The sequence below is a fragment of the Methylocystis silviterrae genome, from assembly GCF_013350005.1.
In the GTDB taxonomy this organism is placed as follows: domain Bacteria; phylum Pseudomonadota; class Alphaproteobacteria; order Rhizobiales; family Beijerinckiaceae; genus Methylocystis; species Methylocystis silviterrae.
Genome location: NZ_JABVWW010000031.1, coordinates 1 through 17,476, shown reverse-complemented (window position 1 = coordinate 17,476; position 17,476 = coordinate 1). Strand labels below are relative to the sequence as shown.

Sequence of the window (17,476 nt, the reverse complement as noted above, 5' to 3'; positions counted from 1 at the left end):
GATCCACAGCCCCCTCCGAATCGAGCGTGAATCCTCAAAATATCCCATTCTGCCATCTTATGACACAGTAAAACTAGAACTCAACAGCGGAGCGAGTACGACAGCAATTACGGCATCGTTCTCGCAATCTGGGACATCATCTTCGGAACCCGCAAGCACCTAATCCCCAAATGCATCGGCCTCACCATGATCGAGCCGGAAAATTTCGTGCAGCTCCTCAGCCTCGCCTTCATCACCGAGCGCCGCTTAGCCCGCGTCATGCATCTCTTTCCCCGGAAAATCGAGGCTCACGGTCGTAACGCGGCTCAAAAGACGTATGGTTTCGCTGATTGAGCTGTGCCTAGCTCAACGCGCCCAGGACACGGCGCGCCAGAAACGATCGCCATCGTCATTGCGCACGTCACTCGGCGCCCATATTCTGCTCAAAGGACACCCGGCATGCTATGGGAGTGACGGAAGCCGTTCGACTCGGAGCCGAGACGCCGAGTCGAGTTCTTTCGCCTTTTCGCTTCAGCCTATGAATAGGTTGGTCAAGCTCCGAATAGCTTCGGCGTCACCGGCAGAAATCAAACCGACACTGATAATGAAACCTTTGCGCATTCAATTGAAAAGAGCCTATGCGTCGCCATCGGCCGAGGATGGCATCCGCATCCTGGTTGATCGTCTTTGGCCTCGCGGTCTTACCAAATCAAAGGCGGCCATTGACCGATGGCTCAAGGATGTGGCTCCGAGCACAGAGCTACGCAAATGGTTCGGACACGATCCAAGCCGTTGGGAGGAGTTTTGCCGCAGATACGAGGCTGAGCTCTCGCAGAAATCCGAACTACTCAGCGAGCTTCGGACAATCGCGCGAAAGAGTCCACTAACGCTCCTGTTCGCGGCTCGCGATGAGCTGCACAACGAAGCTGTGGTGCTGCGGGACTTTCTCATGCGCTGAGGGCACCGCAATATGCATCAACAGGCCCAAGACATGAGCGCACCCCATGATCATCGCAATAACCGCACAAACGAAAAGCAAGCCAAGGCAGCAGGGACGCCGCATGATTGCGGAGTCCCAGTGTTGCTTAGGGAACGACTTCGAGCCGACCTTTCATGCCCGGATGAAAGCGACAGGCGTAGTCGATCACGCCGGGCTGCCTCAAAACCGTTTGGCCTTTGGCGCTTGGCGGGAGGTCAATGTCGAAACTCCCGTCGCTAGCGGTCGCCGTGTGGCGAAAGATGTCGGAATTTCGCCATTCGACAATGTCGTTCACGTGCAGTCCTGCTGGGGCAGGCCCAAACGCCAGTTTGTCGATTTCGATCACGTAAACTTGCGGCTCGGCGCCACGCGGCAGGGGCATGAACGCGAGAAGGCCGAGCGATAGCGCCCCGCTTGCCACCATAAGGGATCGAACGGCCATCGAACCCTACTTCAGCTGGCCGACAAGATGCTCAGCGTGCTGCTGATGTTCCTTAAACAGCTTGAGGCCGGTTTCAAGCAGGCTCTTTAGTTCACCGTTCTGGGCATCGGGGATGAGCACGGTTGCAAGCGCCCCATTGACGGTTTGATGATAGGCGACCTCGTTCTGCGCGTAAGCCTTGTCAAAGGCGGCTCCGCTCAGCTTCGACAATTCCTCGTGCTTCTTGGCGGCCGCCGCCGTCAGGGATTTGCTGGTATCATTGTCCTCAGGCTTAACCTTTAGCTTTTCAACCAAGGCAAGCGCCTGTTTGTTCACTGCGGTATGATCGCGGACCATTTCCTCGGCAAAGTCCTTGACGGCTTTGTTCTGCGATGTCTTCAGCGCGAGCTCTGCGGCCGCGATGTCGATCTGCCCTGCAGTATACGCGATATGCGCAATTTGCGGATCGGTTGTTTTGGCCGCCATTTGAGCCATTGCGCTAGACGCGGCGAGGCTCATTGTGACAGCGAGCAGAAAACTCGGTTTGCGGAACATTGTGGTGTCTCCTTGACATCGAATTTCCGCTCATGCGGGTGATGCCGCCTCATTAGATGCGGGGACGCTCCAAAGGTTCCCGATAAATTTTATCGGGAACCTTTCTCTTCCTGTCGCATCTAACGGTTATCGGAACCGATGCCAGATAGGTGCCATGAAAAAACCCAAGGCGAGAATCGCGGACGCTGACTGGATCGGACTGACCGATGTCGGCGTCGTCGCCCGGGTCGCGACGGGCGATGGGGAGGCATTTGCCGAACTCATGCGGCGCTACAACCGCAAACTCTATCGCACTGCGAGGGCCGTGACGGGCGACGATGGCGAGGCCGAGGATATTGTGCAGGAAGCTTGGACGCGCGCCTACGCGCACATCCCGGATTTCCGCAATGAATCCGCAATTTCCTCTTGGTTGGTCCGCATCGTCTTAAACGAAGCGCTTGGACGAAAGCGGCGCGCTAGACCGACCGTAGAATTAGATGAGACAAACGAGCATCAAATGTCGAGCGTGATCATGCTTCCCAGCTGCAGGGTCGATCCGGAAAGCTCGATGTCGAGGACCCAGGTCCGGCATTTGCTCGAACGGGCGATCGATACGCTTCCACCCGACTTTCGCACTGTCTTCGTTTTGCGCACCGTCGAAGAAGTGTCCGGCGCAGAAGTCGCGCAACAGTTGGGGATTCCGGAAGCCACTGTCAAAACGAGGCTGTACCGCGCCCGCGCGTTGTTGCGCCAAGAGCTTGAGAAAAGCGTCATGGTCGCGCTCTCTGACGTGTTCCCCTTCGACGGCGCGCGATGCAACGCGCTATCCAATCGTGTGATGGCCAGCATCGGATTGTTGCAAGACAAGAGTTAGACTTTGTCCCGTGTTAACCCAAAAGAAACATGCGTACCAAATTTCGGCTGCGATACGAAGCCGGCTCACGCGGCGCGCGCCGAGCGCAATAGCCAAGAATTCTTATCGGAACGCAATTAAATCCCGACTTGAAGCCTCCGAGCCCGCTGGCACGGGACAGGAAGATGCGAGCCTAAAACACATGCGGGTCGTTTACGGCTTGGAGGCCACTTCCTCGCAAACGCGATGGTCGCCGGCTGACTTGACATTACATAGGAGTCCTATAATAATCCCGCATGACTTCGCCCGCCGAGACATCGTCTGCCTTGCCCCGCAGGTTGCGCGAGGGATTGGAGCGAATCGCCAACGTTCTGCGTTCGGAGCGTTGGGGCGCGTTGGAGAAAACGCCGCTCAATCCCACCCAGGCGCAAATTCTCGCCTTTCTCTTCGGGAGAGGCGACTTGGGCGCGCGCGTCAGCGCCATCGCCCAGCACATCGGCGTGAGTCAGCCAACGGCGACAGACTCCATCCTCTCGCTTGAAAAGAAGGGATTGGCCGCGCGCCGTCCCTACCCTTACGACGGCCGCGCGGTCGTCGTTGCGACCACAAATGCGGGACGCGCTCTCGCGCAACAAATCGCCGCCCACGCAACGGTGACCGATCGGGCGCTCGCTGCGCTTTCTGCGCTCGAGCAGCAAGAATTGCTCAGACTGCTCGTAAAGCTGATCCGCAATCTGCAAATCGAAGGGGCGATCGCGCCACAGCGGATGTGCGTGACCTGCCGCTATTTCCGTCCCCACGCCTATGCTGACGCTCCGGCGCCGCATCACTGCGCTTATGTGAACGCGGCCTTGCGCGCCGACGGTTTGCGCCTCGATTGCACCGAGCACAACGCACTGTCGGCTGAACAGCAACAAGCCATTTGGAACTCTTACGTCAAAGGCCTCGCCGCTCACGAGGCCGCTCGACCAGCGCCTCCGTGAGAGAGCGCCACTGATTCCTGACGCGCACTGAGCGCGCCAGGTGAGCAGGCGGCCCGCCTGGCGGCAACCGGCGAACCGCCCTTTGGTCCCCCTCCAGCGAAAAGAGAAGGGCTTACAGCATGTCACAGAAAGCGGTTTTCTACCACGCCGGCTGCCCAGTTTGCGCCGACGCCGAGCGGCAGTTCGCCGACAGCCTCGACCCCAGGAAATACGACATCGAGATCGTGCATCTCGGCCAAGCCAAGAATCGCATCGCCGAGGCCGAGGCGGCGGGGGTGAAGTCGGTTCCGGCTTTCGTGATAGGCGGCCACCCCTATCACATCAATTTCGGGGCTGACTTGGCCGCTCTGAAATAGCGCCTGGCCCTTTCGCGCGCGGGCGGGCCAATCCCTGGCCCGCCCCTCACGCTCGCCCCGCGCGCCCGCATCGACCGCTGCTTGCAGCGACCAATCCCGAACACTCGAGAAAATAAGCGACAACCATGACCCTCCCGCTCGCGCCGGAACTCGCAGTCGCGGAATGGTTCAACACGCCGACGCCGATCTCGCTCACAGAGCTTCGCGGCCGCGTGGTGATGCTGCACGCCTTCCAAATGCTCTGCCCAGGCTGCGTCGCGCATGGGACGCCGCAGGCGCAGCGCGCTCACAATTTGTTTCCCAATGCCGACCTCACCGTGATCGGGGTGCATACGGTATTCGAGCATCACGCCGCCATGACGCCTGTTTCCCTCGAAGCCTTCATTCACGAATATCGTCTGACCTTTCCGATCGGCGTCGACCAACAGGGCGAGGACGGGCCGATCCCCGTCACCATGCGCCGCTATGAGATGCGCGGCACGCCGACGACGATCGTCATCGGACGCGACGGCCGCATCCGTCACCATGGATTCGGCCGGGAGGATGATTTGGCGCTTGGCGCCATGCTGGGATCTCTGCTCGCCGAGCCCACGCCAGCCCTAGCATGACGCCGCCGCTTGTTCGCCCGATTGTGTTGGCGGGACGGATCGCGCCGCTTGGCGACGATAGACGATTGAGCGCCATCGACAAGCGGCCGACGCCCGGCCCCTGGCGCATCGCCCCGACGGGCCTCGCCGATGATGCGCAGGCGGACCTCAAGCACCACGGCGGACTGGAGAAGGCGCTGCATCATTATCCGTTCGAACATTACGCTGCCTGGGCCGACGAGATTGGCGACAATCCCCTGATGCGGATGCCCGGCGCGTTTGGCGAAAATCTTTCGACCACGGATTGGACGGAAGTGAATGTCTGCATCGGCGATGTCGTGCGCTTCGGGCGAGCATTGCTGCAGGTCAGCCAGGGACGCCAGCCTTGCTGGAAGCTCAATCGCCGTTTCGGCCGACCCGATATGGCTTTGCGCGTGCAATCGAGCGGCCGCGTCGGATGGTATTACCGCGTGCTCGAAGCCGGTGTAGCGGACGCTGGCGACGTTCTGCGGCTCATCGACAGACCTTGCGCCAATTGGACCCTCGAACGTATGACACGTCTGCTCTACCGCGACACCGATGATCTCGAGAGTTTCGCCGGCATGATGGCGCTGCCCGAGCTTGCGCAAAGCTGGCGCGAACTGGCGCGGCGGCGATTGAACAGCGGCAACATCGAGGATTGGACGAAACGCCTTTATGGCTAGCAATCGTCAGAATTGCTCGCCAATTCTCGGCCGAGGCGAACACTCGACGTGGTGGAGCTATCAAATCGTGGAGTGTCCTAAATTAGGTTCGTCGATACCGCGAAGGGGGATGGTCCGCCATGAACGAAGCCACACGCAAGACGGCGTTTGTGTTTGCGGGCGGTGGGAGCCTGGGAGCGGTGCAGGTCGGCATGTTGCGCACCCTCTTGGCGGCAGGTGAGCGGCCGGATCTCGTCGTTGGCGCATCGGTCGGCGCACTGAACGCAGCTTACTTTGCTGGCGCGCCAACGCGTGAAGGCGTGAAGAAGCTCGAGCAGATCTGGTGCGGACTGCGGCGCGTCGACATATTTCCGATCACCTGGGCAAGTGCATTCGGCTTGCTTCGGCATCCCGACAACATTATCGATCCCTCTCGCCTGCGGCGCATGATCGAAACTCACCTGGCGTTCTCGCGTATCGAGGATGCAAAAATTCCTTTGCACGTCGTTGCGACCGATCTGCAAGGCTTAGCAGTCGCTCTTTCACACGGACCAGCGGTCGAGGCGATCCTCGCGAGCGCAGCAATTCCCGGCGTCTTCCCTCCCGTCGAAATAGACGGTCAGATTTTGATGGACGGCGCCGTCGCCGCCAACACTTCGATCCGAATGGCCGCGAAACTGGGAGCGTTGCGAATTATCATCCTCCCGACGGGCTACGCCTGCGCATTGAAGGAACCGCCGAGGGGAGCCGTCGCCAAGACGCTGCACGCAATCACGTTGTTGATCGCATGGCGGCTCATGAACGATCTTGAACACCTTCCAGATTGGATCGATGTGCATCTCGCGCCGGCGCTCTGTCCGCTCGAGATTTCCCCGTTTGACTTTTCGGCGTCGCGATATCTCATCGAACGCGCCGCCGAGAACACCCAGAAATGGGTCGAGCGCGGCGGCCTGACGCGCCGCGCTCTGGCGAGTGAACTCGCCGCACATCACCATTGATCGACGCGATCGAGCCGACCTGCTCGGATGAAAGCCAAATCCCCACTTTGGCGACTGTCGCGCTGTCAGGATCCATTTTGGCGGCCCTTGGGAGTCAACCGCGTGCATCCGCTCAGCTTCTCCGACGTTGACGGTTGATGACATCCGCGTGTCCGCGCTTCTCTTCGGGATCAGCCATCTGGCTCTCCCAGGATAGGATCAGTAGAAGCCGGTTCTCGCGGGATATTGGGCTTGATGATCATCGGAGCGAGCGACGCGATTTATTTTCACACGCGCGCAAATCTCGCGCGTGAGGAGGCGCGCCTCCCGCGCGGCGCAATCGCGCGCGTGCTCACCATGAGCGGATTTATTGATCCCATCGTGCGGACGCCAGTCCTGACTCTTGACACGGGCATTGTGAAGTCGGTGCTTTGCGAACTCGGCGCGAAAGCGAAGAAAGGGGAAATATGCGCGACGCTCGATCCGCATCCCTTCGACGAAACGCTCACGCATGAGAAAACCACGCTGGCGGCGGCTGAGGCGGCACTGCCTCTGCGCGTGAAAGCGCGGGACAGGGCGCAGGCGGTCGTCGCTGAACGAAAAGTGCGTTCGCGGCCCTGTGCCCATGGCTGCAAGACGATCGGAGCGTCGCGACGCGCTCTGGCGCGCGCGCAAACGCGGCTCGTTCGCGCCGAAGCCGTCGTCGCCGAACGCGCGACGCGCTCGCGAGAGCCGAGGCGGCACGCGCCGGCGTCGAGATTGCCGCGTGCGTCGACGGCTTTATCGTCGAGCACCCAGCGGCGGTGGGTAAGCGCGTCACCGCCGGAGCGCCTCTCTTCGTGATCGGCGACGCGAAGATCATTCGCCTCCGTGCAAAGGCCAGTGACGATCGAGCCTTCGCCATCACACCCGGCGCTGAGGCGATTGTGACCAGCGAGGCTGCGCCCGAACGCGCCTTTCTGGGTAAGGTGTCAAGGTGCGCCGGCCCGCGACGCCGCTGGAGGGCCCAACAGTTGACATCGTGATTGAGGCAGAAAATCCCGACCTAGCGCTTCGGCCCGCAATGGAAGCGCCGGCGCGCATCGAATTAGACGAGGGCAAGTCCCCGCTGCGCGTGCCAGATCCACCGTTGCAGCGGCACCAACAGCTGCAGCCATGAGATAAACTGCGGCGCCATCCGACCATGTGCGCCCGAAGCTGAGAGGGCAGCGTTCGAAAGCTTTCGGCCTTATTCGTGCAAGCGCCTTCGTCTGAATAAGTCCCGGTCGTGATTGATATGCTTCGTTAGGAAGCGGACATGGAGGGCTTCCAATGGGTCGCGCGGCTGCGCATTCAGCCCTGAGGCTGCTTGTTGTGGAGATGCGAGACCCCAACCACTTTCTCAAGCGGCACGACGAAAGCGAGGCCTCTGTTCGGCTCGGTCAGCTCCGCGGCGCGGAGGATCTCTTGCAAGATTGCGTCGGCCTCCTCGGTATAAACGACGGTCAGCACGATCTCCTTTTCCGGTTCGATCGCGATGCCAAAAATCTTATCGTGCTCGTTGACGCCGATACCGCGCCCGTAAACGACCGTGCCGCCTCGAGCGCCGGCTTTTACGGAAGCTTCAAGAACCGTGTTGCCCCAACCCTTCCGCACGACCGTCACTATGAGAGAAGCATTCAACAACATCGTCGTCACTCCTGTGGCCGCCTAGTCCAACGGATGAGAAGTCCCAATGTCATGACTGAAACCATGGGCGCGAGCGCGATCAGGGATACCAGCCCAAGGCCCTCGACAATCATATCGCGGCCATTGGCTGATGCGGCCGCGCCAAGCGCGAGCGCGAGAAGAAAAGTATTCGCCATTGGCTACCTCGGCTATGATGATCGCGTTCGAGAACGATACGATTCAGGTTCCCGCCGCAATTATCGCACATGGGCTCGATCTTGAAATCCCTGCGGTTCAATCGCTAATGCGCAACGGGGAAGTGACGAGCCGTTGCGAGAAGGGTGAGAACGAGGATGCGGGGCGATATCGGCTGACATTTTTCCATAAGGGTCGGCGCTTTCAGTTGGTCATCGACTCGACGGGTAAAATCCTCCAACGATCAGTGATTGATTTCGGCGACAGGGCATTGCCGGCCTCGTTGCGCAAGCCCGGAATTTAGGGCGTGACCAGTGCCCCGGTAGAGCCGGTGGCGCCTGAGATTCGTGATGGAAAAAGCGACCGCCAATATGTCGAGTGGCCGGCAAGGTCATCAAAGAGCGAGCGTCGTCCAGCGCGAACGCCTGCGCCACGAAATTATACTGGCCGCCGACGACGCTGACGACGCGTCCATCGTCAAGAGTATCGGAAATGGCGGCGCCGAGCGCGGTCACCATCATCGTCGTATTGACGAGCCGCGCTTGAATGCGATCGCGACGCTTTCGATGCTCGTCCCCGTAAAGCTGATTGACGAAAGACACCGCCGTCATGCGGAAGCGGTCGCGTTCCGCTTCCGGCAGTTCCCTCAGCGCACGATAGAAGCCGCTTGAGCCAAGAAAAAATGCGGAATGTAAGAGGACGCCGCCCTCCGCAGTCCTCCTGAGAACGCCGGCCCGATACAAATCGAGAAAGCTCTCGACGAACATCTCGCTCGCCGCATAAAGGCCAATAGAAAATTCCTCGGTCGAGAGCTTCAACCATGACGAATCAGTCGCTTGTTCAGCATCGCCGTCTAATCGGCTTAGCGCTTCACAAAAATCCTTATTGTGTTCCTGGCGCAGACAAAGGCCATAAGCTACGGCGATCGCCGATCGAGCCAATGCCAATCTGAAGCGTTCCGCCATCGGGGATCAACGCAGCGCAGCGAAGCCCAATGGCGTATTGCGCATCCGATACCGGAAGGCGCGGGACGCCGAACAACGGAAAATCGTAAGCGTCAGCTTCCAGAATGTGATCAAAAGCGGTTACTGGAAGCGCTGCGTCCCAGCCCATATAGGGCAACTCGCTATTGACCTGTCCCACCAGAATAGCCGCCTCGCCGCGCTTGCGTTTTTGCGCAAGCAAGGGAAGCACGTCGAGAGTGATGTCCGGATTGCATGCAAGACTTAGCGGCGCGTCTGCCCCCGGGCGTTGTCTCGAAACAAGCTGGGCGATGACGTTCAGCCCACGATCCATCAAATATTTGGCGGCATCAGTGTAGTTGGCGGACAGATAATTTTGCTGCGCCAGCGGAGCAGCGAGCCATTCTCCCGCGAGCAGAAAGAACTCGTTCACTTCGATGTTCGGCGGAAGCGCGTTGTTTCGCACCGCCTCAACATAACTCAATCTCGGATAGCCGCAGAACAGGCGCGCATTCAGCGGCTCGACAAAGCGGCGCTCCAGGTCGCTTTTCCAGGTCCGCGGATCGAGCGTGAGAGCAGTGAAGATACGTAGCCGGATGCTGCGATCCGCAGCCGCCCGGGCGTAAAGTTCGTTGGCGACATGGTTCGCCTTGCCCAAACCAAGCGGCAGGCCGAGGACGATGTCTCTTCCGACTTCCTCCAGGATACGATCAGCGAGCGCGCCGACGTTGTCATGGACGATGGTCAAATCGGCGCGTCCAGTTTCGACCAGCCTTCGTCGGGCGCAAAGCGCGGGCCATGCTTCCCGGACAGCTCGCGCAGCGCCGAAACAATATTTTCTGCGCCGCGTGTCCTCGCGTAGCGCAAAGGTCCGCCGAGGAATGGTGCAAAGCCGGCGCCGAAAATCATCGCCGCATCGATGGTCTCCTCATCCTCGGCGACGCCCTTACGTAAACATTCGACACAGGCGTTAACAAGAGGAAGCACAAGACGATCGGCGATGCTTTCATCGGGTTCTGGTGCGCTGATTTTTTTTGGCTTGCCGTCGGCGTAATCGTAAAAGCCCTTGCCCGATTTGCGACCGAGCTCGCCTCGTTCGACCTTCTCACGCAGCAAGGGCGGCGCCTCCGGAAGGGATTCGACCGATGCTCTCAGCCTGTCCGCCACATCCAGACAAATGTCGAGGCCGACATGATCGGCGACTTCGACGGGCCCCATCGGCATGCCAAAGCGCTCTGCGGCTTCGTCGATTGTTTCTGCATTAACGCCCTCGTCCAACATCACGAGGGCTTCGAGCAGGTAGGGCGTAAGCGCGCGATTGACGAGAAAACCAGGGGCGCTGGCAACCGGCGCGGCCAAGCGGTCGATCCGGGCGCAGAATGCTCGCGCCCTTGCAAGCGCCTCATCGCTCACAAGATTGTGGCGCACGACTTCGATCAGCTCGAGGCGTGCAACGGGGTTGAAAAAATGTAGGCCAACGAGTCGCTCGGGCTTGCATAGCGCATCGCGCAGCTGCTCCAGCGGAATGCTCGAGGTGTTCGTCGCCAACACGGCGTCGTTGCTCATGCGCGGTTCGATCGACTGGAAGACCTCACGCTTAAGGTCGATTCGTTCTGGCACGGCTTCAATCACGATGTCGGCGCGACCGACGCCGAAATCTTCGAAATCCGGCACCAAACGGTCGAGCGCGTCGCGCCTCTGTGCGGCACCGTCGAGTCGGCGTGCGAAAAGCTCTTGGGCGCGCTTCATCATTTTGCCCAGTGCAAGCCGATCCGCATCGGCAATCGTTACCCGGAGCCCCTTGAGTGCGCACCAGGCGGCGATGTCGCCGCCCATGACGCCTGCGCCGACGACATGAACATGCTGCAGATCAGAGTTGGTTGGATGGGAACTCGCGATTTTCTTTAGTTTCTCGCGGAGAAAGAATGCGCGAATGAGATTCTGCGCAGTTTCGCCGAGGAGGAGATCGGCGAATGATTGGATCTCATTTTTCAGCATCGCTTCTCTTCGACCGCCATCCTGCTCCCACAGCTCGATGAGTTGGTAGGGCGCCGGGTAGTGTTCCGGTCGCGCCTTTTGTCGGGTCTTGGCGCGCATAGCGGAGGCCGCGAGCTTTCGCGCCGGCGCGAGTGAAAGCGCGGTCGCTCTCCATCCTCTCCAAGCGTGTTTTGGCTTTGCGGCAACCGCCGTGTTCACGGCCGCCCTGACATGGCGCTCGTCGGTTACGATGTCTACGAGGCCAAGCGACTTCGCCTTGGAGGCGGAGAGCGTTTGGCCCGTCAACATCATTGTCATGGCTTCAATAGGATCGACCAATCCCGTTAAGCGCGCCGTTCCACCGAGACCGGGATGCAGGCCGAGCTTTATCTCCGGAAATCCGAAAATGGCTCCCCTTGTGGCGATGCGACAGCCGCAAGCCAGCGCGAGCTCAAGACCGCCGCCCAGGCAGAAGCCATGTATAACTGCAAGTGTCGGGCAGCGGAGCGCTTCCAGATTGCGCAATATGGCATGCGCCCGATCGAGCCGCGCCTTCAACCCCGTAGCGTCGCGCAATTCACGGAAATCGCGAATATCGGCGCCGGCGATAAAACCGGAAGGCTTGGCGGACCGTAAGATGAGACCCCTTGGCAGCCGACCTTTGAGTTCGCCGAGACATTCATCAAGTTCGGAAAGCACCGACTCCGAGAGTGTATTGACGTTCTCGCCGCTTCGATCCAGCAACAGCCAGGCGATATCATCCGCGTCTCGCTTCAGGAGCCAATCCCGACCGCGCCATGACGGCTCGACGATCGGCCCGAGCTCAAGATTCCGAGGCTGTAGAATGGACCAGATCTTGCCGACCATGGTCGCTCTCCTTCAAATGGCCTCAACCAAAATGGCCCCGCCCTGTCCGCCACCGATGCATTCCGTAGCAACGCCGCGCTTGGCGCCAATACGCTTCATCGCGTTGGCGAGATGTAGCGTAATGCGATTCCCGCTAGCGCCGACCGGATGGCCGAGCGCGACGGCGCCGCCGTCAACATTGAGCCGATCATGCTCTACAAGTCCGAAGGGGCCGTCGAGTCCCAGGCCTTCTTTGCAATAGGCTTCGTCCTTCCACGCGGCGAGGCAAGCGAGGACTTGCGCCGCAAAAGCCTCGTTGATTTCCCAAAGATCGACGTCGTCACGCGCGAGCCCGTTGCGCTTCAACAATGCGGTCACGCAGAGTGTTGGAGCCAGGCCCATGATCGAAGGATCGAGCGCCGACCATTGCGAGTCGACGATGCGCGCGAACGGCGCGAGCTGATGTTTGTCGACTGCGGCTTCGGAGGCGAGGATCGTCCACGAAGCGCCGTCGGTTATCTGAGAGCTGTTTCCCGGCGTGACCTGGCCGTAAGGTTTTTCAAAAGCGGGCGAAAGCCCGGCCAGTTTTTCGACCGATGTATCTGGTCTAACGCCGTCGTCCCTCTCGTAAAGATTTCCCTCTCGATCAACGATCGGGATCACCTCGCCCTTAAGGAAGCCAGCGTCCTGCGCCTGCGCGAGGCGGCTATGACTCGTCACTGCATATTGATCGGCTTGCTCGCGGGTAACGGAGAAAAGATGAGCAATGACCTCTGCGGTTTGTCCCATATTCAAATTGACGATCGGATCGGTGAGCCCGCGCTCCAGTCCGACAATGGGTTTGAAAAATCGAGGTCGCAGTTCGGTCAACCGCTTCGCTTTTCTCCATGCGCTCTTTTCGATCGAGAACCGTCCGAACCAGTCTGCCGCGTCGCGTCTTATGACAAGCGGCGCATGAGAGAGGGCCTCAGCGCCGCCGGCAAGGACGATATCGGCGGACCCGTCCTGAATGTAGCGAAAGGCGGTGTCGATCGACTGCATGCCCGAACCGCAATTAATCTGCACCGTGAATGCGACCATCTCTTCGTCGAGCCCGAGCCGCAAAGCGGCAACGCGCGCTGGATTGACTTCGTCAGCGATCACGTTGACGCAGCCCAGAATCGTCATGTCGATGGCTTCCGCCACGGACGGCTGGCGCAACAACAACGGTCGGCCGCATTGGACGGCGAGATCAACGGGCGTAACCGGGCCCGGCCGGCCGCGCGACTTGAGGAATGGCGTTCGCGCGCCGTCCACGAGATAGACGCGCCGCTTCATTCCGCTGCGCGGTCGGGCCTCTGTTGTCGCCCTGGCCATTGCAAGCGATCCTCTTCTACGAGCGGCGACAGCTCTCTCGGCTCGAAGTCGTCGACAGCGATAACATCGAAGACGGCGGACTCCGCCGCGTGCAAGCGCTCAGCCTCATTTTCGTCGATGACGCCTTGTTGCAAGCCGTCTTCGATCGAGTCGCATTTTGGTTCGCGTAGCCTTCGGCGCAGCCGCTCCGTTTCGATGGTCAGGTCGAACGCCCGCTCCAGTCGCGCAACGGCGTCGCCGCTACATCCTCTGAAAACATCAGCGGTGAGCCGCTCGCGCGCCTCGCTCGGTCGCGTCAGGATCGCCGCGCAGCGTCGCGCCAGATCGTCCGATGGTCCAAGTCGCCTCGCGCCGAACGGGAGAATGATGAGTTTCGCCATTCGCGCGATGAATCGGTTTGGCAAATTGGCGAGCGTTTCGACGAGAAGGTTTTCGATCCGGCAAATCCCCGCCGCGACGCAATAGTCAACGAGAGGCTCGTCGGACTCGCGCCGACCTTCGTCATGAAACCGTTTGAGCACAGCTGACAGGAAATAGAGTTCGGCGAGAACGTCGCCGAGTCTCGCCGAGATTATCTCCCTTCGTTTGAGCCGGCCGCCGAGCGTCAGCAAGGCGAAATCAGCGACCAACGCGAACGACGCGGCATATCGGGATAGCTGCCTATAATGATGTGTCACGGCGCCCGCCTTCGGGGCCGGGCCGACAAGACCTCCGCTCCAGCTCCACAACCATGCGCGGCTGAGATTGGCGAAGAAATGTCTGACATGGCGCCAGAGCGCTCGGTCGAACCGTTCAACCCCTTTGTCAGGATCAGCCAGCGCGAGCATTTCCTCCAAGAGATAAGGGTGGCTGCGGATCACCCCCTGTCCGAAAATGATGAGACTGCGCGTTAACAGATTCGCGCCTTCGACAGTAATGGCGATCGGCGTCATCCGGTGGAGATTGCCGAGATAATTTCTCGGCCCATCCATGATGGCCTTCCCGGCGTGAATATCCATCGCGACATCCACCGACTTGCGCATGCGTTCGGTAGCGTGAGCCTTAATGATCGCCGATATGACGGCGGGCTTGTAGCCCTGGACCAAGGCGGCGCAGGTCAGCCGTCGCGCCGCGTCGATTTCGTAGGCCGTGGCGGCAAGGTAGCCGAGGCGATCTTGCACGGCTTCCAACTCGCCGATGGGGACCCCGAACTGTTCCCGAATTCGCGTATAGGCGCCGGTCGAACGGGCGGTGAAAGCCGCCGTGGCTGCCGCTAATGACGGCAACGAGATTCCACGCCCGGCGGCGAGCGCGCTCATCAGCATCTTCCAGCCGGCGCCGATGCGATCCTCCCCGCCGATGATCCAGTCGAGCGGCGCAAAAACGTCGCGTCCCCGATTCGGGCCGTTCTGGAAGGCCTGGAAAGCCGGGAGGTGCCGTGTGCCGATCTCGACCCCCGGCGTATTGGCCGGCACGAGCGCTACGGTGATGCCGAGATCTTCGTCGCCGCCAAGCAAACGATCCGGATCGTAGACCTTGAAAGCGAGACCAAGCACGGTCGCGATAGGACCCAGCGTGATGTAACGTTTATGCCAGTTTAGCCTTAGACCGAGCACACGCTCCCCATGCTGCTCGCCGTAACAGACGATTCCTGTGTCCGTCATTGAGGAGGCGTCCGAGCCGGCCTGCGGACTGGTTAGGCAGAAACATGGAATCTCGCGCCCGTCGGCCAAGCGCGGGAGCCAGCGCGCCTTCTGGTCCTCGGTTCCGAACTCGAGCAGCAGTTCCCCCGGCCCGAGTGAGTTCGGCACCATCACCGTGACAGCGGCTGTGGGACTGCGGCTGGCGATCTTGCGAACCACTTGTGAATGCGCATAGGCGGAAAAACCCAAGCCGCCATATCTTTGCGGAATAATCATTCCGAAGAATTTATTCTGTTTCAGAAAGGTCCAAAGCTCGCCGGGCAAGTCGCGCCGTTCCCACTGGATCCTCCATTCGTCCAGCATGCGGCACAGTTCCTCCACCGGACCGTTCAGGAACGTCTGCTCCGCCCGGCTCAAACTTGCCGGCGGCATAGCGAGAAGTTTGCTCCAGTCCGGCGCGCCGGTGAAGAGTTCGGCGTCCCACCAGACATCCCCCGCTTCTATTGCGTCGCGTTCAGTAGCCGACATTTCCGGAAGAGAGCGACGCGCCCAGCTGAAGATAGGCGCCGAGACCAGTTTGCTCCTGATAGATACAAGGCTCAATTTTCATGCCCACTATCGCCGCGCCAGCAGTCCGCTCAGTTTCAAGACCGCCTTTTTGTGGATGCGGCAGCTGATTTCGTAAGTTGGCGATCCTTACATGGCGCACGCGCAAAGCCTGACCACCCCGCAGATCCGCCATCGTAATCCCTCCTAACCTTTATTGCCGCGCCACACGCATCGAGCATCTCTCGCGCCTCACGATGAGGCCCCTGATCAGATATGCGGCCATGCTCGGCCGATGCGAGCCCGAGATGATCCCATCAGCGGTCGCTCATCGCTCTCGTTCCGCGGTGCCGCCATAGACGCAAACTGTCTTGATATTGACAAATTCCTTGATGCCGTACGCCGAAAGCTCTCGACCGAAGCCGCTCTGCTTGACGCCACCGAACGGCAGACGCGGGTTCGAGCGCACAGGCTCGTTGACGAATACGCAACCGCTGTCGATCATCTCGGCCGCGATACGCTCACCTCGCGCAAGGTCGCGTGTGATGACGCAGCCGCCAAGCCCCAACTCCGAGTCGTTGGCGGCCAAGATCGCCTCCGCTTCGTTCTTTACTGGAATGATTGCGGCTACGGGACCAAAGGTCTCCTCGTCGAAGGCGGGCATCCCCTTGCGCACGTCAGTCAGGATGGTGGGCGGATAGTAAGCGCCGGGTCCGTCGGGGATTGAGCCACCCAGCAAGCGGCGCGCGCCCCTGGCGAGGCTAGTCTCGACTTGTCGGTGAAGGATGTCGCGCAAATCGTGGCGCGCCAGTGGTCCAAGCTCCGTATCTTCGCTGAGTGGATCGCCCATTTTCACCGCTTTCATGCGCTGCATGAAAAGACGCTCAAATTCATCGCGCACCTTGTCGGCGACGATGAAGCGCTTAGCGGCGACGCAGCTCTGGCCGGAATTCGTCAACCGTCCCTTGACGCTCACTTCGACTGCGAGTTCGATGTCCGCGTCTTCGAGCACGAGATAGGGATCGCTTCCTCCGAGTTCGAGGACAGATTTTTTCAGCATTGCGCCGGCCTTGCTCGCAACGGCCCGGCCCGCAGGGCCGCTGCCGGTCAGAGTCACTGCGCGAATCAACGGATTCTCGATGACGGCGTCGACCCGCACGCTTCCGATCATGAGCGTGCGGAACAAGTGTTCCGGAAAGCCGGCGCGGCGAAACACATCCTCGATAGCCAGAGCGCAGGCCGGAACATTGGACGCATGTTTCAGAACGGTCGCATTGCCGGCCATCAGGCAAGGCGCGGCGAAACGAAAGACCTGCCAGAAAGGAAAATTCCATGGCATGATCGCTAGCACGACGCCCAAAGGGTTGAAGGTGACGAAACTCTTAACGCCGTCCGCCACGATCTGCTCCTGTGCCAGAAAGCTTTCGGCGTTTTCCGCGTAAAAGTCGCAGTTGAGCGCGCATTTTTGGATTTCGGAGACGCCATCCTTTATGGGCTTGCCCATTTCCTGCGCCATCAATCGCGCATAGCCTGGCGCGCCGGCGCGAAGAACATCGGCGGCTCGGCGCATCAGAATCGCGCGCTCGGAGAAAGAGATCCGACGCCAGTCGAGGAACGTTTCGTGCGCTCTTGTGATGGCGTCTTCGACTGCAGCCGGCGTCATTTCCTCATAGGATTGCAACTCTTCGCCGGTAGCGGGATTGATGGATTGCATCGCCATTTGTTCGCCGTCCAGACTGCTTTCACAGGGCCCGCGCGATTTCTTTGAAATGGTTCCACTCGGTCGCCGGCCAAACCTCGGTCTGGGCGTGGCCAAAGGTCCGGATCAACATCGAAACTTTACTTGCCGTGTCGATGTCCTTCGCGTGGAAGACGTCCAGGTAATCATAAGGCCCGAGAATGGCGTAGTTGCCGACCCATTCGACATCGGGGCATTCTTTGCGCACACGCTCCATCGCCTTACGCTCCAATTG

23 protein-coding genes are annotated in these 17,476 nt (G+C 60.1%); 11 read left to right on the top strand and 12 right to left on the bottom strand.

The genetic code is table 11. The features are described from left to right. Positions 1–186 precede the first annotated feature (186 nt). Positions 187–333, top strand: coding sequence for a hypothetical protein (locus tag HUN39_RS18030; protein WP_175095823.1), 147 nt, complete (start codon positions 187–189; stop codon positions 331–333). Positions 334–583: 250 nt separating this feature from the next. Next, positions 584–937 carry a DUF488 domain-containing protein gene (locus HUN39_RS18025; protein ID WP_175095825.1) on the top strand — a complete coding sequence of 118 codons (354 nt, stop codon included), beginning with the start codon at positions 584–586 and terminating at the stop codon, positions 935–937. 127 nt (positions 938–1,064) lie between these two features. Here HUN39_RS18025 and HUN39_RS18020 read toward each other — a convergent pair whose 3' ends face one another. Both HUN39_RS18020 and HUN39_RS18015 read right to left on the bottom strand, forming a co-directional pair. After that, on the bottom strand, positions 1,065–1,382 hold the full coding sequence (locus tag HUN39_RS18020; protein ID WP_232366204.1) for a cupredoxin domain-containing protein: 318 nt from the start codon (positions 1,380–1,382) through the stop codon (positions 1,065–1,067). Between the two features lie 24 nt (positions 1,383–1,406). Beyond that, positions 1,407–1,874, bottom strand: a complete 468-nt coding sequence (locus tag HUN39_RS18015; protein WP_232366206.1) for a DUF4142 domain-containing protein — start codon at positions 1,872–1,874, stop codon at positions 1,407–1,409. 214 nt (positions 1,875–2,088) lie between these two features. Between HUN39_RS18015 and HUN39_RS18010 the strand changes: the two genes are divergently transcribed. The 8 genes from HUN39_RS18010 to HUN39_RS19710 all read left to right on the top strand — a co-directional run bounded on the left by HUN39_RS18010 (position 2,089) and on the right by HUN39_RS19710 (position 7,377). Continuing rightward, positions 2,089–2,787, top strand: coding sequence for an RNA polymerase sigma factor (locus HUN39_RS18010; protein WP_175095820.1), 699 nt, complete (start codon positions 2,089–2,091; stop codon positions 2,785–2,787). A gap of 305 nt (positions 2,788–3,092) precedes the next feature. Then, entirely contained in the window at positions 3,093–3,749 is a 657-nt protein-coding gene (locus HUN39_RS18005) for a MarR family winged helix-turn-helix transcriptional regulator (protein ID WP_232366203.1), read from the top strand. Between the two features lie 119 nt (positions 3,750–3,868). Next, complete coding sequence (locus tag HUN39_RS18000) at positions 3,869–4,105, top strand: thioredoxin (protein ID WP_175095818.1); 237 nt, start codon at positions 3,869–3,871, stop codon at positions 4,103–4,105. 125 nt (positions 4,106–4,230) lie between these two features. Beyond that, a complete protein-coding gene (locus HUN39_RS17995; RefSeq protein WP_175095817.1) occupies positions 4,231–4,713 on the top strand; it encodes a peroxiredoxin family protein in 483 nt (160 codons plus the stop codon). Next, on the top strand, positions 4,710–5,396 hold the full coding sequence (locus tag HUN39_RS17990) for an MOSC domain-containing protein (RefSeq protein ID WP_175095816.1): 687 nt from the start codon (positions 4,710–4,712) through the stop codon (positions 5,394–5,396). The genes HUN39_RS17995 and HUN39_RS17990 overlap by 4 nt, the downstream gene beginning before the upstream one ends. 119 nt (positions 5,397–5,515) lie before the next feature. Then, positions 5,516–6,373 (top strand): patatin-like phospholipase family protein, encoded by an 858-nt coding sequence (locus HUN39_RS17985; protein ID WP_175095815.1) that lies wholly within the window; start codon positions 5,516–5,518, stop codon positions 6,371–6,373. Positions 6,374–6,607: 234 nt separating this feature from the next. Further along, positions 6,608–7,195: an efflux RND transporter periplasmic adaptor subunit gene (locus HUN39_RS19360; protein WP_232366202.1), complete on the top strand. Its 588-nt coding sequence runs from the start codon at positions 6,608–6,610 to the stop codon at positions 7,193–7,195. After that, positions 7,111–7,377 carry an efflux RND transporter periplasmic adaptor subunit gene (locus HUN39_RS19710; RefSeq protein ID WP_408631421.1) on the top strand — a complete coding sequence of 89 codons (267 nt, stop codon included), beginning with the start codon at positions 7,111–7,113 and terminating at the stop codon, positions 7,375–7,377. Before HUN39_RS19360 ends, HUN39_RS19710 begins: the two co-directional genes overlap by 85 nt. A 307-nt stretch (positions 7,378–7,684) precedes the next feature. Here the strand turns inward: HUN39_RS19710 and HUN39_RS17975 are convergent, their stop codons facing one another. Then, entirely contained in the window at positions 7,685–8,020 is a 336-nt protein-coding gene (locus HUN39_RS17975) for a P-II family nitrogen regulator (RefSeq protein WP_175095814.1), read from the bottom strand. A 5-nt stretch (positions 8,021–8,025) separates the two neighbouring features. Further along, the gene (locus HUN39_RS17970) at positions 8,026–8,196 is read right to left on the bottom strand and encodes a DUF1538 family protein (protein WP_175095813.1); all 171 of its coding nucleotides are present in this window, start codon (positions 8,194–8,196) and stop codon (positions 8,026–8,028) included. 14 nt (positions 8,197–8,210) lie between these two features. On the opposite strand from HUN39_RS17970, the gene HUN39_RS17965 reads away from it, so the two are divergent. Next, positions 8,211–8,498 (top strand): DUF6522 family protein, encoded by a 288-nt coding sequence (locus tag HUN39_RS17965; protein ID WP_175095804.1) that lies wholly within the window; start codon positions 8,211–8,213, stop codon positions 8,496–8,498. Here the strand turns inward: HUN39_RS17965 and HUN39_RS17960 are convergent. From HUN39_RS17960 to HUN39_RS17925, 8 genes are all read right to left on the bottom strand, one after another. Further along, positions 8,407–8,961 (bottom strand): acetyl-CoA hydrolase/transferase C-terminal domain-containing protein, encoded by a 555-nt coding sequence (locus HUN39_RS17960; RefSeq protein ID WP_232366205.1) that lies wholly within the window; start codon positions 8,959–8,961, stop codon positions 8,407–8,409. The two genes, HUN39_RS17965 and HUN39_RS17960, sit on opposite strands and share 92 nt — an antisense overlap. Positions 8,962–9,076: 115 nt before the next feature. Beyond that, positions 9,077–9,904: a hypothetical protein gene (locus tag HUN39_RS17955; protein WP_175095811.1), complete on the bottom strand. Its 828-nt coding sequence runs from the start codon at positions 9,902–9,904 to the stop codon at positions 9,077–9,079. After that, the gene (locus HUN39_RS17950; protein ID WP_175095810.1) at positions 9,901–12,000 is read right to left on the bottom strand and encodes a 3-hydroxyacyl-CoA dehydrogenase NAD-binding domain-containing protein; all 2,100 of its coding nucleotides are present in this window, start codon (positions 11,998–12,000) and stop codon (positions 9,901–9,903) included. Before HUN39_RS17950 ends, HUN39_RS17955 begins: the two co-directional genes overlap by 4 nt. A gap of 12 nt (positions 12,001–12,012) precedes the next feature. Further along, a complete protein-coding gene (locus HUN39_RS17945) occupies positions 12,013–13,296 on the bottom strand; it encodes an acetyl-CoA C-acetyltransferase (protein ID WP_175095809.1) in 1,284 nt (427 codons plus the stop codon). Further along, complete coding sequence (locus HUN39_RS17940; protein ID WP_175095808.1) at positions 13,293–15,560, bottom strand: acyl-CoA dehydrogenase; 2,268 nt, start codon at positions 15,558–15,560, stop codon at positions 13,293–13,295. The genes HUN39_RS17945 and HUN39_RS17940 overlap by 4 nt, the downstream gene beginning before the upstream one ends. Then, the gene (locus tag HUN39_RS17935; protein ID WP_175095807.1) at positions 15,472–15,699 is read right to left on the bottom strand and encodes a hypothetical protein; all 228 of its coding nucleotides are present in this window, start codon (positions 15,697–15,699) and stop codon (positions 15,472–15,474) included. The genes HUN39_RS17940 and HUN39_RS17935 overlap by 89 nt, the downstream gene beginning before the upstream one ends. 132 nt (positions 15,700–15,831) lie before the next feature. After that, positions 15,832–17,223 carry an NAD-dependent succinate-semialdehyde dehydrogenase gene (locus tag HUN39_RS17930; RefSeq protein WP_175095806.1) on the bottom strand — a complete coding sequence of 464 codons (1,392 nt, stop codon included), beginning with the start codon at positions 17,221–17,223 and terminating at the stop codon, positions 15,832–15,834. Between the two features lie 22 nt (positions 17,224–17,245). Next, positions 17,246–17,476: GYD domain-containing protein (locus HUN39_RS17925; protein WP_175095805.1), on the bottom strand; the 231-nt coding region annotated here is incomplete at its 5' end.

What these genes read in the sequence shown, in the direction of transcription:
- HUN39_RS18030 (WP_175095823.1), top strand. Translation starts at nt 187, where the DNA reads ATGATCGAGCCGGAAAATTTCGTGCAGCTCCTCAGCCTCGCCTTCATC.
- HUN39_RS18025 (WP_175095825.1), top strand. Translation starts at nt 584, where the DNA reads ATGAAACCTTTGCGCATTCAATTGAAAAGAGCCTATGCGTCGCCATCG.
- HUN39_RS18020 (WP_232366204.1), bottom strand. Translation starts at nt 1,382, where the DNA reads ATGGTGGCAAGCGGGGCGCTATCGCTCGGCCTTCTCGCGTTCATGCCC.
- HUN39_RS18015 (WP_232366206.1), bottom strand. Translation starts at nt 1,874, where the DNA reads ATGGCTCAAATGGCGGCCAAAACAACCGATCCGCAAATTGCGCATATC.
- HUN39_RS18010 (WP_175095820.1), top strand. Translation starts at nt 2,089, where the DNA reads ATGAAAAAACCCAAGGCGAGAATCGCGGACGCTGACTGGATCGGACTG.
- HUN39_RS18000 (WP_175095818.1), top strand. Translation starts at nt 3,869, where the DNA reads ATGTCACAGAAAGCGGTTTTCTACCACGCCGGCTGCCCAGTTTGCGCC.
- HUN39_RS17995 (WP_175095817.1), top strand. Translation starts at nt 4,231, where the DNA reads ATGACCCTCCCGCTCGCGCCGGAACTCGCAGTCGCGGAATGGTTCAAC.
- HUN39_RS17990 (WP_175095816.1), top strand. Translation starts at nt 4,710, where the DNA reads ATGACGCCGCCGCTTGTTCGCCCGATTGTGTTGGCGGGACGGATCGCG.
- HUN39_RS17985 (WP_175095815.1), top strand. Translation starts at nt 5,516, where the DNA reads ATGAACGAAGCCACACGCAAGACGGCGTTTGTGTTTGCGGGCGGTGGG.
- HUN39_RS19360 (WP_232366202.1), top strand. Translation starts at nt 6,608, where the DNA reads ATGATCATCGGAGCGAGCGACGCGATTTATTTTCACACGCGCGCAAAT.
- HUN39_RS17975 (WP_175095814.1), bottom strand. Translation starts at nt 8,020, where the DNA reads ATGTTGTTGAATGCTTCTCTCATAGTGACGGTCGTGCGGAAGGGTTGG.
- HUN39_RS17970 (WP_175095813.1), bottom strand. Translation starts at nt 8,196, where the DNA reads ATGGCGAATACTTTTCTTCTCGCGCTCGCGCTTGGCGCGGCCGCATCA.
- HUN39_RS17965 (WP_175095804.1), top strand. Translation starts at nt 8,211, where the DNA reads ATGATGATCGCGTTCGAGAACGATACGATTCAGGTTCCCGCCGCAATT.
- HUN39_RS17960 (WP_232366205.1), bottom strand. Translation starts at nt 8,961, where the DNA reads ATGTTCGTCGAGAGCTTTCTCGATTTGTATCGGGCCGGCGTTCTCAGG.
- HUN39_RS17950 (WP_175095810.1), bottom strand. Translation starts at nt 12,000, where the DNA reads ATGGTCGGCAAGATCTGGTCCATTCTACAGCCTCGGAATCTTGAGCTC.
- HUN39_RS17945 (WP_175095809.1), bottom strand. Translation starts at nt 13,296, where the DNA reads ATGAAGCGGCGCGTCTATCTCGTGGACGGCGCGCGAACGCCATTCCTC.
- HUN39_RS17935 (WP_175095807.1), bottom strand. Translation starts at nt 15,699, where the DNA reads ATGGCGGATCTGCGGGGTGGTCAGGCTTTGCGCGTGCGCCATGTAAGG.
- HUN39_RS17930 (WP_175095806.1), bottom strand. Translation starts at nt 17,223, where the DNA reads ATGGCGATGCAATCCATCAATCCCGCTACCGGCGAAGAGTTGCAATCC.